Source organism: Amedibacillus sp. YH-ame6 (assembly GCF_053848845.1).
Window position 1 is genome coordinate 21,726 of record NZ_JBSPEZ010000020.1, and the last position, 14,567, is coordinate 36,292.

At 35.2% G+C, this 14,567-nt stretch carries 14 protein-coding genes; 10 read left to right on the top strand and 4 right to left on the bottom strand.

Annotated features, from left to right (window positions below; genetic code table 11):
- Positions 1-144: 144 nt before the first annotated feature.
- The 4 genes from ACWG0P_RS12285 to ACWG0P_RS12300 all read right to left on the bottom strand — a co-directional run bounded on the left by ACWG0P_RS12285 (position 145) and on the right by ACWG0P_RS12300 (position 5,132).
- The gene (locus ACWG0P_RS12285) at positions 145-717 is read right to left on the bottom strand and encodes a DUF3800 domain-containing protein (protein WP_455801954.1); all 573 of its coding nucleotides are present in this window, start codon (positions 715-717) and stop codon (positions 145-147) included.
- A gap of 252 nt (positions 718-969) precedes the next feature.
- Positions 970-2,433 carry a M81 family metallopeptidase gene (locus ACWG0P_RS12290; RefSeq protein WP_455801955.1) on the bottom strand — a complete coding sequence of 488 codons (1,464 nt, stop codon included), beginning with the start codon at positions 2,431-2,433 and terminating at the stop codon, positions 970-972.
- Between the two features lie 4 nt (positions 2,434-2,437).
- Positions 2,438-3,367, bottom strand: coding sequence for a dipeptidase (locus ACWG0P_RS12295; protein ID WP_455801956.1), 930 nt, complete (start codon positions 3,365-3,367; stop codon positions 2,438-2,440).
- 1 nt (position 3,368) lies between these two features.
- Positions 3,369-5,132: a M3 family oligoendopeptidase gene (locus ACWG0P_RS12300; RefSeq protein ID WP_455801957.1), complete on the bottom strand. Its 1,764-nt coding sequence runs from the start codon at positions 5,130-5,132 to the stop codon at positions 3,369-3,371.
- A gap of 207 nt (positions 5,133-5,339) precedes the next feature.
- On the opposite strand from ACWG0P_RS12300, the gene ACWG0P_RS12305 reads away from it, so the two are divergent.
- From ACWG0P_RS12305 to ACWG0P_RS12350, 10 genes are all read left to right on the top strand, one after another.
- Positions 5,340-5,669, top strand: coding sequence for a PTS lactose/cellobiose transporter subunit IIA (locus ACWG0P_RS12305; protein ID WP_455790391.1), 330 nt, complete (start codon positions 5,340-5,342; stop codon positions 5,667-5,669).
- Between the two features lie 17 nt (positions 5,670-5,686).
- Positions 5,687-6,007 carry a PTS sugar transporter subunit IIB gene (locus tag ACWG0P_RS12310; RefSeq protein WP_455790390.1) on the top strand — a complete coding sequence of 107 codons (321 nt, stop codon included), beginning with the start codon at positions 5,687-5,689 and terminating at the stop codon, positions 6,005-6,007.
- Between the two features lie 138 nt (positions 6,008-6,145).
- Positions 6,146-7,240, top strand: coding sequence for a DUF871 domain-containing protein (locus ACWG0P_RS12315; protein WP_455801958.1), 1,095 nt, complete (start codon positions 6,146-6,148; stop codon positions 7,238-7,240).
- Between the two features lie 220 nt (positions 7,241-7,460).
- Positions 7,461-8,417 (top strand): N(4)-(beta-N-acetylglucosaminyl)-L-asparaginase, encoded by a 957-nt coding sequence (locus ACWG0P_RS12320; protein ID WP_455801959.1) that lies wholly within the window; start codon positions 7,461-7,463, stop codon positions 8,415-8,417.
- A gap of 1 nt (position 8,418) precedes the next feature.
- Complete coding sequence (locus ACWG0P_RS12325) at positions 8,419-9,528, top strand: Sapep family Mn(2+)-dependent dipeptidase (protein WP_455801960.1); 1,110 nt, start codon at positions 8,419-8,421, stop codon at positions 9,526-9,528.
- Between the two features lie 15 nt (positions 9,529-9,543).
- Positions 9,544-10,965, top strand: a complete 1,422-nt coding sequence (locus ACWG0P_RS12330; protein WP_455801961.1) for an aspartate ammonia-lyase — start codon at positions 9,544-9,546, stop codon at positions 10,963-10,965.
- Between the two features lie 12 nt (positions 10,966-10,977).
- Positions 10,978-11,721: a copper homeostasis protein CutC gene (locus tag ACWG0P_RS12335; protein WP_455801962.1), complete on the top strand. Its 744-nt coding sequence runs from the start codon at positions 10,978-10,980 to the stop codon at positions 11,719-11,721.
- Between the two features lie 174 nt (positions 11,722-11,895).
- Positions 11,896-12,549, top strand: a complete 654-nt coding sequence (locus ACWG0P_RS12340) for an SAM-dependent methyltransferase (protein ID WP_455801963.1) — start codon at positions 11,896-11,898, stop codon at positions 12,547-12,549.
- A gap of 188 nt (positions 12,550-12,737) precedes the next feature.
- The gene (locus tag ACWG0P_RS12345) at positions 12,738-14,099 is read left to right on the top strand and encodes a DEAD/DEAH box helicase (RefSeq protein WP_455801964.1); all 1,362 of its coding nucleotides are present in this window, start codon (positions 12,738-12,740) and stop codon (positions 14,097-14,099) included.
- Positions 14,100-14,117: 18 nt separating this feature from the next.
- Positions 14,118-14,327, top strand: coding sequence for a YwbE family protein (locus tag ACWG0P_RS12350; RefSeq protein ID WP_455801965.1), 210 nt, complete (start codon positions 14,118-14,120; stop codon positions 14,325-14,327).
- The last annotated feature ends 240 nt before the right edge of the window (positions 14,328-14,567 follow it).

Genomic DNA, 14,567 nt, shown 5'->3' on the forward strand with positions numbered 1-14,567 from the left:
CATAAAAAAAGGATATGGTTCCGCATCAATCTGCACATCCAACCTCAAGCGGTCAGAAAGCCATATCCATAAAGAGCATACTCTCTTTGTAACCAAAATATACCATAACTATGCATATATGTCAATTTGGACATATTAAAAAAGTCAAACTTCAAGAATGTTATTTGCTATAAATTTATAAAAATCATTTTCTACATTTGTCTTATACATACGTATAACACTGCAAATATTATCAATGAATTGTATACCTGCTTCTAAGCGTGAATCTTGTTTTTTAATTGATATTACATGCTTACGAATTTTGATAGTATCAATTATTTTTTGTTCAAAATTATTTTTATTAAAGGAATCAAAAATAATATCAATATTCTTGCTTGTTTTTGAGACTATATTATCGAGCAATAAGATATATTGTTTTTCTTTTGTTTCCTGATTCATCCTATTTCCATTCTTGTTGTACATTGAAAAAATGATTTTATAGTTTAATTGATTGATTTGCTTAAGCATTAGAATTTTTATTTTCTGATATTTATTATCCAAATAAACGGATTTGAACTCAATGAATATTTTTTCTTTCTCTCGTTTAGATAAAGGGATATTCTTAACCTTCTTTTTAAATTGCTTGTAGATTTTATCCGTCTTATCTTTAGAATCCGTCAATATTCCTGCAACGATAAAGTAATCATCACATTCTGTTTCGTCTACATATAGTATCATTTCATCATCCCTCTTTAAAATGTATTATATAATATTTCAAGTATGATTTGTATCTAATTCTACGTTTTATGCATTATCCTGTTATGAGATTTTTCCTATATGCATAATGCCCCTCCTAAGTAGAGAATGAATTGAGCTCTAACCTAATAAATTTGAATGATTTCGCAAAGCTATATATAGCTTTTATATTCCTTTGAATAGAATGTTATAAAAAGTTATCTCATGAAAAAAGCTGTGCATTTGCACAACTTTTTATAACATATCCTCTAATTCATAGTCATCATATGGCCACATTGGACGATAAATTTGTTTGAATTCTAATAGTTCACTTCTTTGGTATGTAGGTCCTTGCGTAAGTGCCATCATACATAAATCGCCATATGCATCAAACTCAGCAGATATATATCCTTGTTTAACCACAACGACATCATAATCTTCTAATGTGATTCCACAGCGAGCATATTGTTGTGGTTCATAAAATTGAATCGCATCGTTCAATATTACAACGCTGACTGGCGCATGATCGAATTGCACTGTGATTGCAGTTCCCATATCTTTTTTATGTTCATAACCTTCATCGGGTAAGCCTTTGGCAATGATTACCCCTTCTACATCTACTGCTTTACATAGGTCATCAAAATCCATACCAACACGCAGAGAAACATGTTCTCCGACTTCTTTTCCATAGAGTTCTTTGAAGGCGTTATGATCGACAATGCCACTTATCAGATAACGTTTGTTATTTGTATCTTTTAATTTTAAAATCTGTTGTAGGATAAAGGTATTAAAACCATCTCCTCCAGAGCCAACATTATCTCCAGAATCAGTGACAAACACTGTGCCACCAGTATGAGCAACAGCTTTCTTTAGTACTTCCTCAGGGAGACCAGTATTTCCATGGTAATGAAACTCGTGGCGTTTAGAATATGCAAAGGCACGTATTTGATCTGCAACTTCTTCCGCATATGCACGATATTTTTCGCGTTGTGGAACAACGACTACAGAACATCCTAGCTTGTCACCATCATGACGTAGATATCCAATATGGAAAGAAGCGCTTAGAATGCGTTCATCTTTTTCAGCGTCATCACACATCTTGTTGATGGATAGCATAGGTTCATCAAGAGAAACACTTTTTTCTCCTCCAATAATAATTGGAACTTTACGATAAACAGGGTGCATATTTCTTCTGTTCTTTAATAAATCGACGAACTTTTCTGCGACAAATGCAAATGTTTCTAGTGCGTCGGTATGTGGAGAGTGTCGATAACATCGAAGAATGTTTACATTGTCTACGAGTTCTTGTGATAAGTTTCCATGTGGATCCATCACAAGTGCGATAGGCATGTGAGGACCAATAATCTTTCGAATATCTCTTAAGAAGGCATGTTCTGCCGAACCTCCTTCAAGTCCAATGACTTTACTTGCACCATGTAAGAATAAATAGATTCCATCTATTTCATGCATATGTGCTTTTACTTCCGTAAGTAAACGTGAGCGAATGAATTCAAAGGCATCATATGTTACAAGACCATGAGGATGTCCACGTGCTATAATACTAGGAATTAACTCAATTCCAGCATCTTCAAATATGTTACGACAAGACACATGTTGAATTGCTTCTTCTCCAAACTTAAAGACGAATTTATCAAATGTCATAAGACTGCGAGAATGTTCGTTAGATTCTGAACTAAAATAACCAAATAGTACTTTCATATATTTATTTCCCTTCTTCGTTTTCGTAAATCAGGTAACTTTCCATATAGCGATTTGCATTTCCAAAGCAAATCGTCTCTACTTCCTCTTGTGAATAGCCATGCTCTAACAGTTGATTTGCTAAGTTTTGAATATGTGCTACACTATCCAATCCTTTTACCATACAAGTAGGATCATCCATATAATCCATGAAATCAAATCCCAATGCGATAAGTTGGGTTCCAAAGCGTTCTTTTATATAATCTATGATTTTGATGAATTCTTTTAGCGTTTGTTTGGATTCATCTCTTGTCACAAACCAACGAACAGGAAGAGCACCTAAAATACCACCATGTTCTTGTATTACTTGAATTTGAGGATCGCTTAGATTTCGATAATGATGAAATAATCCTTTTACATTGCTGTGGGTTGCTAGGATTGGTGTTGTAGAAATGCGTTGTATATCATAGAAGTTCCACTCACAACAATGACTGACATCGATTGCCATATGAACTTCATTCATTGCTTCAATACATTCTATACCCAAATCACTAAGTGGCATGTTTCCACTTTTTGCTCCACAAGCAAGTGCGTTATGGTCATTCCAACAAAGAGATGCCATGCGTACATTATGTTGATATAACCACTGTATTTTTTTTCTTACTTGATCACGAATTCCACACATTCCCTCCAGTGCAATAAAGACACGAATATCTTTATCATAACCAAAGGAATAGTGTCCACTTCGCTCTATGGATGCATTTACATATAAGACTTGCTCCATCATATCTTGCCATGTTTCGCTAGAAGAGAAACAACAAACAATTGCAGTTGTATCAATCCCACCTTGTTTCATTTTAGGATAATGATAATCGTCTAGACGATTGGGTTGTTCTATGCGATGTTCAAAAATATCACTACCTATATCATCATGTAAATTAAAGAACTTTATCATGTTATTGTCCCTTCGCAAGTTCTAAGAACATATCCATTTGTTTTGTAATAGATGCTAAGGAAGTTTCCCAGAATTCAGGTTTACTTAAATCAATACCAGCAATGCGTGCACAATCTTCTACTGTATTGGTAGTAGAAGCTTTTAGTAATGCGCGATATTTTGGAAGGAAGGCTTCTTTTTCTTGTTCATACATCGCATATAATCCTCTAGAGAACAATGCTCCAAAAGTATATGGGAAGTTATAGAAGGCAATATCTGGTATATAGTAATGAACTTTTGTGATCCAACGGAATGGGTGTAACCATTCCGGGTCCAAACCATTACCAAAGCATTTCTTTTCTGCATCCAACATCAATTCTTGTAAATCAGATGCGAATAGAAACTTACTTTCACATTGATCAAATACAGCTTTCTCAAAGGTATAACGTGTTGTAATATCACATATATTTTGACAAAGAGCGGATAATTGCGTATCAATTAAGAATAACTTATTCTTTTCATCTGCATCTTGAATCAAGGCATTGTACATGATGTTTTCATTAAAAGTAGATGCTGTTTCCGCAAGTGGCATACAGTATTCTCTATTTAGTGGACGTTCATCTTCTACCATCATTCCATGATAAGCATGACCCAATTCATGAGCCACCGTAATGACATCGCTTAATGTATCACCATAATTGGTAATGATTCTACTCTGTTTGATCCAAGCTAGATTTTCACAGAACGCACCACTTTGTTTGTCGGCATGGGATGGGTAGTCCATCCAATGTTCATCCATTGCACGTTTTGTCATATCATATAAATCATTTGAGAATGTTTTGAAATGTTTTAAAATATAACGTTCACAATCTTCCATAGAGAAACTCATTGTACTCTCTCCAATGGTTGCGTAAATATCATACCAAGGAAGACCATTCTCATACCCTAACATACTTGCTTTCGAACGTAGGTATTCATGGAATTTCGGTAAGTATTTATCCACTGCAGCATACATTGCATCAAGGGTTTCTTTTTTCATAAACGAATCTTGAAGCATTTTATCTAAAGGATCTTGATATCCTCGTAAGCGCGCTTCCATAAGTTGGTGACGCTTGATGTTGTTTACAGAAAAAGCCAAGGGTTCTTTGATGGATTCATACGCTTTCATCTCACAAATAAAGGCTTCTTTACGCTCTTGTTTACGAGTGGAATGACACAGGTTTTTTACTTGTGTTAAGGTCATTGATTTACCAAGACACTCCGTAGTAACATTGGATGTTAAATGATAATACATATCACTGAATGCTTTTACGCTTGTTTGTGAAACACTTGCTAAAAGTCCTTCTTCTTCTTTGCTAAGGGCATGGGATGCTTTGTCTTTAAGCGCATGAAGCATAAAGCTATATTCCTTTAAAGTATCATCTTGTTCAATGTAGCAATCTATGTTATCAATGTGTGCTAAGTACTCTTTTATTTGAGAACGATACATGGAAAAGGAAGAAATTCTAGAATTGATCATATTTAAATAACCAAGTGTAGAAGTATCGCTTGTATCTACGGATTGACGTAAAACTGTATACATACGTAAACGGTACGATAAGTCGCATTCTTTCTCCAAAAGAGCAATGCTTTGTTTGATTGCTTGAGCAACGCTTTGTGTGTTAAGTGTAGCGGTAAATGTTTCCAGTTCATCATGTAGTGCATGGAGTTGTTTCATATCTTCTTTAAATTTAGGGTCCTCGTATCCTTTATATAAAGCATCTAAAGACCATTCATATGTGTTCATTGTTAGACCTTCTTTCTTATATTTATATTATAAGGGAATGGGTTTGAAAAAGGATGGTAGATGACTTTCCTAACGACTTAGGAAGTATGCGCAATGCTTCATAATCAATTTCCTAATCATTAGGAAACGGTGTTAAAAGTATTTTCTTTTCATGACTAGTATAATAAAGGTGCGTGATAAAGATCACTTAAGAGGAGGGTATGAGTAATGGAAGGTTTGGAATTGCAATGCTTTCAGATAATCTCAGCTGTTGGAATGGCTCGCTCCAGCTATATAGAAGCAATACAGGAAGCAAAGAAAGCAAATTTTGAAAAAGCTAGAGAAATGATTGAAGAAGGGGAAAAAAGTTTCCTTCAAGGACACGAAGCTCATGCGAAAATGATTCAACAAGAAGCAAGCGGTGAAAAGGTTGAAACTTGTTTGCTTTTGGTTCATGCAGAAGATCAATTGATGAGTGCAGAAGGTTTTAAAATTATTGCGAGTGAATTGATTCAAAGCTATGAGAGAATTACGGCTCTTGAAAATAAGCTGAAATAAAGAGAAAGGAGAAACGTATGAAGAAAATTTATTTATTTTGTAGCGCTGGTATGTCTACGAGTATGTTAGCACAAGAAATGCAGAATGTAGCAAATGCTCATGATCTTCCTTTAGAAGTAAAAGCATATTCTCATTCAAAGATTGGTGATATCGTAGAACAATTACATCCAGATTGCATCTTACTTGGACCTCAAGTAAAGTATTTGTTTGAAGAAACAAACAAACGCTTTGGAGAGGAAGTTCCAGTAGCTGTTATTGATGCTGCAGATTATGGTATGATGAACGGTGAAAAAGTACTTAAAACAGCAATTAAATTGATTAAAACATTTAAAAAATAAGATGAGCATTCATCTATAGGGAAGGTGCATTAGCACCTTTTCTTTTATTCTTTGAATCTTCCTAACATTAGGAAATAAAGTATAGAAGTTTCTCTATTTTTTTGCGTATAATAAAGATATCAACTAGGAGGGCATTGTATGCATAAGTTAGGAATTAGTTTATACCCAGAGCATTCCACAGCAGAAAAAGATCAAGCCTATATGGAAGTAGCCGCAAAATATGGTTTTACTAGAATCTTTACTTGTTTATTATCAGTAAAAAAATCAAAAGAAGAAATCATAGAAGAGTTTTCAGATTTTATGAAGCGTGCACATGCATTAGGGTTTGAAGTAGCTGTCGATACCAATCCAGAAGTATTCAAACATTTAGGAGCGACCCCTTTGGATTTGAAAGTGTTCCATGATATGCAAGTAGATATCATTCGCTTGGATGGACATTTCGATGATTTCTTAGATCGTGCTATTACACACAATGAATATCAAATAAAGATAGAATTTAACGGAAGTGCTGATTCTACTCTTGATTACTTATTGAAACATGGGGCAGATCCGCATAATGTGATTGTTTGTCATAATTTTTATCCAGAACGATACAGCGGTATCAGTTGGAAATTGTTTATGAAGTTAAATGAAAAATGGAAGAGTTTAGGCTTACGTACTGCAGCCTTTGTATCTAGCAATGAAGCAAATACATTTGGGCCTTGGCCTGTATCCGCAGGTTTACCAACGGTTGAAGTTCACCGTAAAAAACCGATTGATGTTCAAGTACGTCATATGTTGGCTTGTGAATTGATCGATGATATTTTAATTGGGAACACATATGCTAGTGAAGATGAATTGAAAGCAATGTCGAATGTAGATTTAAGTAAGACAACCATTAAGATTCAACTTGAAGAAGGAATCAGTGAGATTGAAAGAAAAGCATTATTCAATTATCCACATACCGGTCGTCAAGATGCTAGTGATTATTATATTCGTAGCTCATTGCCACGTTTCTTCTTTAAAGAAGAACCTATTCCTGCACGCTCTTGTGAACAAAAGATGTTTCATCGTGGAGATGTCGTTGTAGTCAACGATAACTTAATGCATTATCGTGGAGAAGTGGAAATCATTTTGATGGATATTGAAAATGATGGAGAACGAAACTTAGTTGCTCATATTTGTGAAGATGAACACATGATTCTAGAAGAAATGGAAAAACATCCTGAACATATGTTTGGATTTATAGAGTAATGCAATAATGCACCCCTTACATCAATATAAGAGGTGCATTTTCTTTTACCAACAAGTAAAATGGTAAGAAAATATATGTTTATTTCCATGATTTATGAACTTTGTAAAAGATTAAAATGAGTTTCCTAAGTTTTAGGAAGTGAACTTAGTAAAGAAGTGTTAAAATGGTATTATAATAGAGGGGAATAAAAGCTGAAAATAAAGCGAGAGGAGAATGAATATGTGGGGTATTATAGCAACTTGGAGAATGGCAGTAGAAGGAATTAGCAAAGCTGGTGAAATGCTTGAAAACGATGGTATCAGCGGAGATGCAATCGAAGTCGCAATCAAAGAGGTAGAAGATTTCCCATATTATAAATCCGTAGGATATGGTGGACTTCCAAATGAAGAAATGGAAGTAGAATTAGATGCGGCATATATGGATGGGACAACACTTGATATAGGAGCTGTTGCGGCAATCAAAGATTTCGCAAATCCAATTAGTATTGCACGCCGTTTAAGTAAAGAAAAAGTAAATAACTTATTGGTTGGTGAGGGCGCAGAGAAATTTGCACATAAAGAAGGTTTTGAGCGTAAGAACATGTTGAGTGATCGTGCGAAGATTCACTACAAAAATCGTGTAAAAGAAGTGCAAGAATTAGAGATTAAACCATATAGTGGACATGATACAGTAGGTATGGTATGTTTAGATAATCATGGTGATATGACAGCGGCGACTTCAACATCAGGATTGTTTATGAAGAAGAAGGGTAGAGTTGGAGATTCTCCAATTTCTGGTTCTGGATTCTATGTGGATAGTTTGGTTGGTGGAGCAAGTGCTACTGGTTTAGGAGAAGATCTAATGAAAGGATGTATCTCCTATGAAATCGTGCGCTTGATGAAAGAAGGGAAACATCCACAAGAGGCTTGCGATATTGCGGTTGCTCAATTGGATGAAGAATTAACAAGACGTCGTGGTAAGGCAGGAGATTTATCGTTGATTGCGATGAACAACAAAGGAGAATGGGGTGTATCTACAAACATTGAAGGATTCTCTTTCGCAGTCGCAACACAAACACAAAAACCAATTGTGTATTTAACAAAGAATGTAAATGGAAAATGTGTACATGAAGAAGCTAGCAAAGAATGGTTAGATAACTACATGAAGACAAGAATGGCACCACTTAGCGAGAAGTAATATGAAAGAACAGATACTAGCAGAAATTGATAAAATTTCTGAAGAGATGATACAAGGAATATTAGAAGTTGTAAAAATTGACAGTGTAAAAAGTGAACCATGTGTAGATGCACCATTTGGAAAAGGAATCAAAGAAGCGTTAGATAAAGCGTTAGAGATTTCTCAAAGACTTGGTTTTGAAACAGAGAACGTAGACAACTATGTGGGATATGCAAAATATGGGGAAAGTGAAGACTACGTTGGAGTTATGGGACACTTGGATGTAGTCGAAGTAGGTGTTGGTTGGACACATCCACCATTTAGTGGATATACAGATGAACATGGACGTATTTATTCACGTGGTATACTAGATAACAAAGGACCTATTATGAGTTGTTTATATGCACTCTATGCTTTGAAAAGATTACAACTACCGTTGTCAAAACAGATTCGTATCATGTTTGGTACGGATGAAGAAAGTGGTTTTGAAGATTTAACGTACTATCTTAAAAAAGAAAAGCCACCTATCATGGGATGGACACCAGATTGTAAATATCCTGTTGTATATGGAGAAAGAGGACGTGCTAATTTTCGTATAAGTGCGCCCAAAGAATACTTAGGTGAATTCTTCTCTGTGGTAACAACCTATTTCCTAGAAAGCGCACCAAATGGCAATCGTTTAGGTATTGATTATCACGATGAAGAATACGGAGAAATGCAGATGAGAGGGTATCACTTGCAAAGTCATTTAGAAGAAGTGGAATTCAAGTTTACATTAAGCTATCCTGCTTGTTGTACACTTGAAGAAATACAAGCACAAATACAATCGAAAATGGGTGAACATTGTACATTAGAATTGATTCATAACTATGATCCTGTTCGCTTTGAAAAAGATTGTTTTATGGTACAAGCATTACAAGAAGCCTATGAAGAAGTTAGTGGAATGGATGGAACACCTGTTACTACAACAGGAGGTACTTATGCAAAAGCAATGCCAAACATTGTACCATTTGGTCCAAGTTTCCCAGGGCAAAAGGGAATTGGACACAATCCAGATGAATGGATGGATATCAAAGATATTATTATGAACGCAAAAATATATGCGTTAAGCTTATATAACTTAGCAAAATAGAAGTTGGAGAAAACTATGGAGAACGAATACAGAATAGAACGTGATTCACTGGGAGAAATCGCCGTACCTAAAAATGCCTTATATGGTGTACAAACCGTACGTGCTACAAAGAACTTCCCTATCACAATGATCAAAACACATCCACAAATGATACATTCTTTAGGAATGATTAAGAAGGCTTGTGCACTTGCCAATCATGAATGTGGACATTTAGATGATGAACGATTGAAATACATTGTCATGGCTTGTGATGAGGTGATTGAGGGAAAACTAGATGAATGGTTTATTACCGATGTCATTCAAGGTGGTGCTGGAACAAGTACCAATATGAATGCTAATGAGGTCATTGCTAATCGTGCAGCACAATTAGCAGGCAAGGAAATTGGAATTTATGATTTCATTCACCCAAATGATCACGTGAACTTTGGACAGTCTACAAACGATGTCTTTCCTACAGCTGGTAAGATTACTGCTTTATTCTTAGTAGAACATCTGTTGGAAGAATTGATGATTTTACAAGAGTCCCTATTGGATAAAAGTATCGAGTTTAATGATGTCATTAAACTCGGTAGAACGCATTTACAAGATGCCGTTCCAATTCGTATGGGACAAGAATTTCATGCGTTTGCGACGAGTATTGTTCGAGATATTAGAAGAATTAAAATATCCTTTTCAGATTTGAAATCTGTGAATATGGGAGCAACTGCTGTAGGTACAGGAATCAATGCGGATGAACGTTATAAGAAAATATGTGTGCGTTATTTAAAAGAAATTACACAAATGGATATTACAAGTGCAAGAGACTTGGTCGATGGTACAAGAAATGTAGATCCATTTGTATTTGCTCATGGTTCATTAAAAACATTATCTGTAAATCTATCCAAAATGTGTAACGATATCCGTTTAATGGCTTCTGGACCAAAAACAGGATTAAGTGAAATCTTATTACCAGCACGTCAACCAGGTAGCTCTATTATGCCAGGAAAAGTAAATCCTGTAATTCCAGAGGTATGTAATCAGGTTTGTTTCCAAGTGTTTGGTAACGATACAACCATTACCAAAGCTGCAGAAGCGGGACAAATGGAATTGAATGTATTTGAACCAGTGCTCTTCTATAATTTATTTCAATCGGTAGATTTACTAACAAATGCATGTTATACATTAAGAGACAATGCGATTGTAGGAATCATTGCGAATAAGGAACATTGTCGTGAAGTTATGGAGAACTCATTAGGAACAGCGACTGCATTGGCTCCACATATTGGATATGCAAATGCATCAAAAATGGCAAAACAAGCATTGCTAGAAAATCGTAAATTAAAAGAACTTATCTTAGAACATGATTTAATGAGCGAAGAAAAACTAGAACAAGTATTGGACATTGATGAAATGACAAGTGCAGGGATTCCTGGAATGCATTACAATGTACGTAAATAGGAGGATATCATCATGGATATACAAGTAGAGATTTGTTGCGGAAGTTATTATGATGCTTTACAGGCGCAAGCAGGTGGGGCAAAACGTATTGAATTGAATAGTGCATTGCATATGGGTGGATTAACACCAAGTGTCGCAACATTACGTTTGGTAAAACAACACACGGATCTATCCGTTATTACAATGATACGACCAAGAGGTGCAGGTTTTCATTATATCAAGGAAGATTTTGAAGTCATGGTTGAAGAATGCAAAGATATGTTGGAACATGGAGCAGACGGAATCGTATTTGGATGCTTAGATGCGCAAGGAAATATCGATGTTGAACAAAGTAAATGTTTGATTGATCTAGCCAAAGCAAAAGGCAAAGAAGTTGTGTATCATCGTGCATTTGATTGCGTGAGTGATCCATACAAAGCAATGCAAACACTTATTGATTTAGGAGTAGACCGTGTACTTACAAGTGGAACTTATCCTAATGTAAGTGAAGGAAAAGATGTATTAAAAGAATTACAAGCACGCTTCAAAGGACAAATTGAAATCCTAGCAGGATGTGGAGTAAATGCTGGTAACGCAAAAGAATTAATTGCTTATACTGGTGTTGAACAAATTCACTCTTCTTGTAAAGATTGGTTCAAAGATGAAACAACTTGTGGAGAACGTGTGAATTACTGTTATGGTCCTGCGGGTCATGAAAGTGATTATGAAGTCGTAAGTAAACAAAGTGTTGAGAATTTATTAAAAAGTATACAATAAGTATAGTTTAGAGTCTATGAAAAAGTACACAATGCGTGTACTTTTTATATGCACATAAGAAACACTAGAAGATATACTTTTCTACGGTATAGAAAAGTATACGAAAACGTTTGTTTTATAGTATACTATACAGTATAGAATACTAAGGAATCATATCTTAAGAAAGAGGTAATTATGTTATATATTGTGGGTTTAGGTGCTGGAGATGTCGATCAGTTACCAATTGGTGTTGCGAGGTTTTTAAAGAAGCCTTATCCGATTTATTTACGTACTGATCATCATCCTATGATGTCATTTTTTGAAGAAGAGCATATTCCTTATACAAGCTTTGATGATGTATATGAAAAATATGATACCTTTGAAGAAGTGTATGAAGAAATTATATCGACGCTTAAAAACGCCAGTAAAACAAAAGATATTATATATGCAGTTCCAGGACATCCTTGCGTTGCGGAATATGCCGTAAAGGTATTGATGCAAGAAGTGGATGTGAAAATCATAGGAGGTCAAAGTTTTCTAGATGCGATGTTTGCCACTCTTCATATAGATCCTATTGATGGATTTATGATGATGGATGCACAAGCGATGCGCATAGATAGTTTAAATCCATCTATGAATCTAATTGTTCCTCAAGTATATGATCAAATGAGCGCATCAGAAGTGAAGATGGATTTAATGGAAGCGTACCCTGATGAGCATAGGGTGTGCGTCGTACGTGGAGCAGGAACTTCAGAGGAATCTCTTTCATGGATGCCTTTATATGAAATCGATCAGGATTTCGTGTTGGATAACTTAACAACGCTGTTTGTACCAGCAATCTGTGAATAGAAATTCATACTTATGAAGTATCATGAGTTGTAAAGTATAAGGGTGTTATACTATGGGAATTGCAGAAAACATTAGTAATACTAGGTTTTTTAGACAATCTATGGTACACTGTATGTTAGACATAAACAAGTAGCAAGAAAGCGATGCTTAATAGTGTCGCTTTTTTGGGCTTATAGAAAAGGAAACTTATGAAATTTAATACATTAGAAATTAACGAAGCAATTTTAAAAGCAGTAGAAGAACAAGGATATACAACGCCAACTCCAATTCAAGAAAAAGCAATCCCTCATGCATTGTTGGGAAAAGATATTTTAGGATGTGCACAAACTGGAACAGGGAAGACTGCAGCATTTTCCATTCCTACCATTCAACGATTGCACAAACATGAACCAAATAAGATTAGAAGTTTGATCTTAACTCCTACAAGGGAATTGGCGATTCAAATACAAGAAAACATTCATGCCTATGCAAGACATACCAATATTAAAAGCACAGTGATTTTTGGAGGTGTTTCTCAACGCCCTCAAGAAGAAGCAATTAAACGAGGTGTTGATATTTTAATTGCGACACCAGGACGTTTGTTGGATTTAATGAAACAGAAAATTATACGTATCAATCAGGTAGAAATCTTTATTTTAGATGAAGCGGATCGTATGTTAGATATGGGGTTTCTATTTGATGTGAAGCGCATTATTGCTAGTCTTCCAGCTAAAAAACAAACCTTGTTTTTTAGTGCAACGATGCCAAAAGAGATCAAAGCTTTAACACAAACATTATTACATGATCCAATTACCATTGAAGTAACGCCTCCATCATCTACTGTAGATAACATTAAGCAGTCATTGTACTATGTAGATAAGGTGAATAAGAAATTCTTATTGTTGGATTTGCTTAAGAAAGAAAAAGTAGAAAGTGCATTGATATTTACAAGAACCAAGAGCAATGCCAATCGTTTAGGAAAGTTTTTATTAGAACAGAATATAGATACAGGAATTATTCATGGAAATAAATCACAAAATGCACGACAAATTGCTTTATCAAATTTTAAAAATAAAGAGAGCAGAGTCTTAGTTGCGACGGATATAGCGGCGCGTGGTATTGATGTGAATGAATTGAGTCATGTATTCAACTATGATATTCCACAAGAAGCAGAAGCGTATGTACACCGTATAGGAAGAACAGGTAGAGCTGGTAATGAAGGTACTTCAATTTCTTTTGCGGATATCGATGAAGTAGAATTGGTTAAGAATATTCAAAAACTTATTCGTATCAATATTCCAGTGGATCGTGATCATGGATATCCTATGATGATTACAACACCAAGTCCTAAAAAGAAACAACGCTCATCAAAAAGTAGTACACCAAGAGCGAAACAGAGTAATCGTAAGGAAGCTGGAAAAGATACTCCTAAAAAGACGAAGTATCCAAAAAAGGGAAAACCAGATGCATATGCGAAAAAAGATAAGCGTAAAGGGACACCCAAACCCTTTGCTAATAAAGCAAAAGGGAATACACAAAGAAAGCCAAAGCAAGGCGTTCGTGGTAAATAATATATAAGGAGAATAACGATGAGTATAACAAATCGTAGTCAAATACAAATAGGTGCTAGCGTACAGGTCGTACAAAAGCAAGACCAACGTAGTGGAAAGCTTACACAGGGTGTTGTTGCTAGAATTCTAACAAATTCTAGCAACCATCCAAGAGGCATCAAAGTTATGTTGGAAGGTGGTATTGTGGGGCGTGTTATGGAGATAGAAAAAAGAGGCTGTAACGAATAAAAAACTGCCTTAACATAAAAAAATACGTCAAACTCATAAGAGCACGACGTATTTTTTTTGGTATAATTTAACTATGGAAAACATCGAAATGTTAGAGTTAAATTATCCGTATCTCAACAATATGGATTATACTACACAACAGATGATTTTACCACTGGATTTAGGAAAGAAGTTAAATTCTTCTGATCCAGTGTTCAGTTTTCTTAAAGTGATGGAAGGAGTTAATTGGAATAAATACCT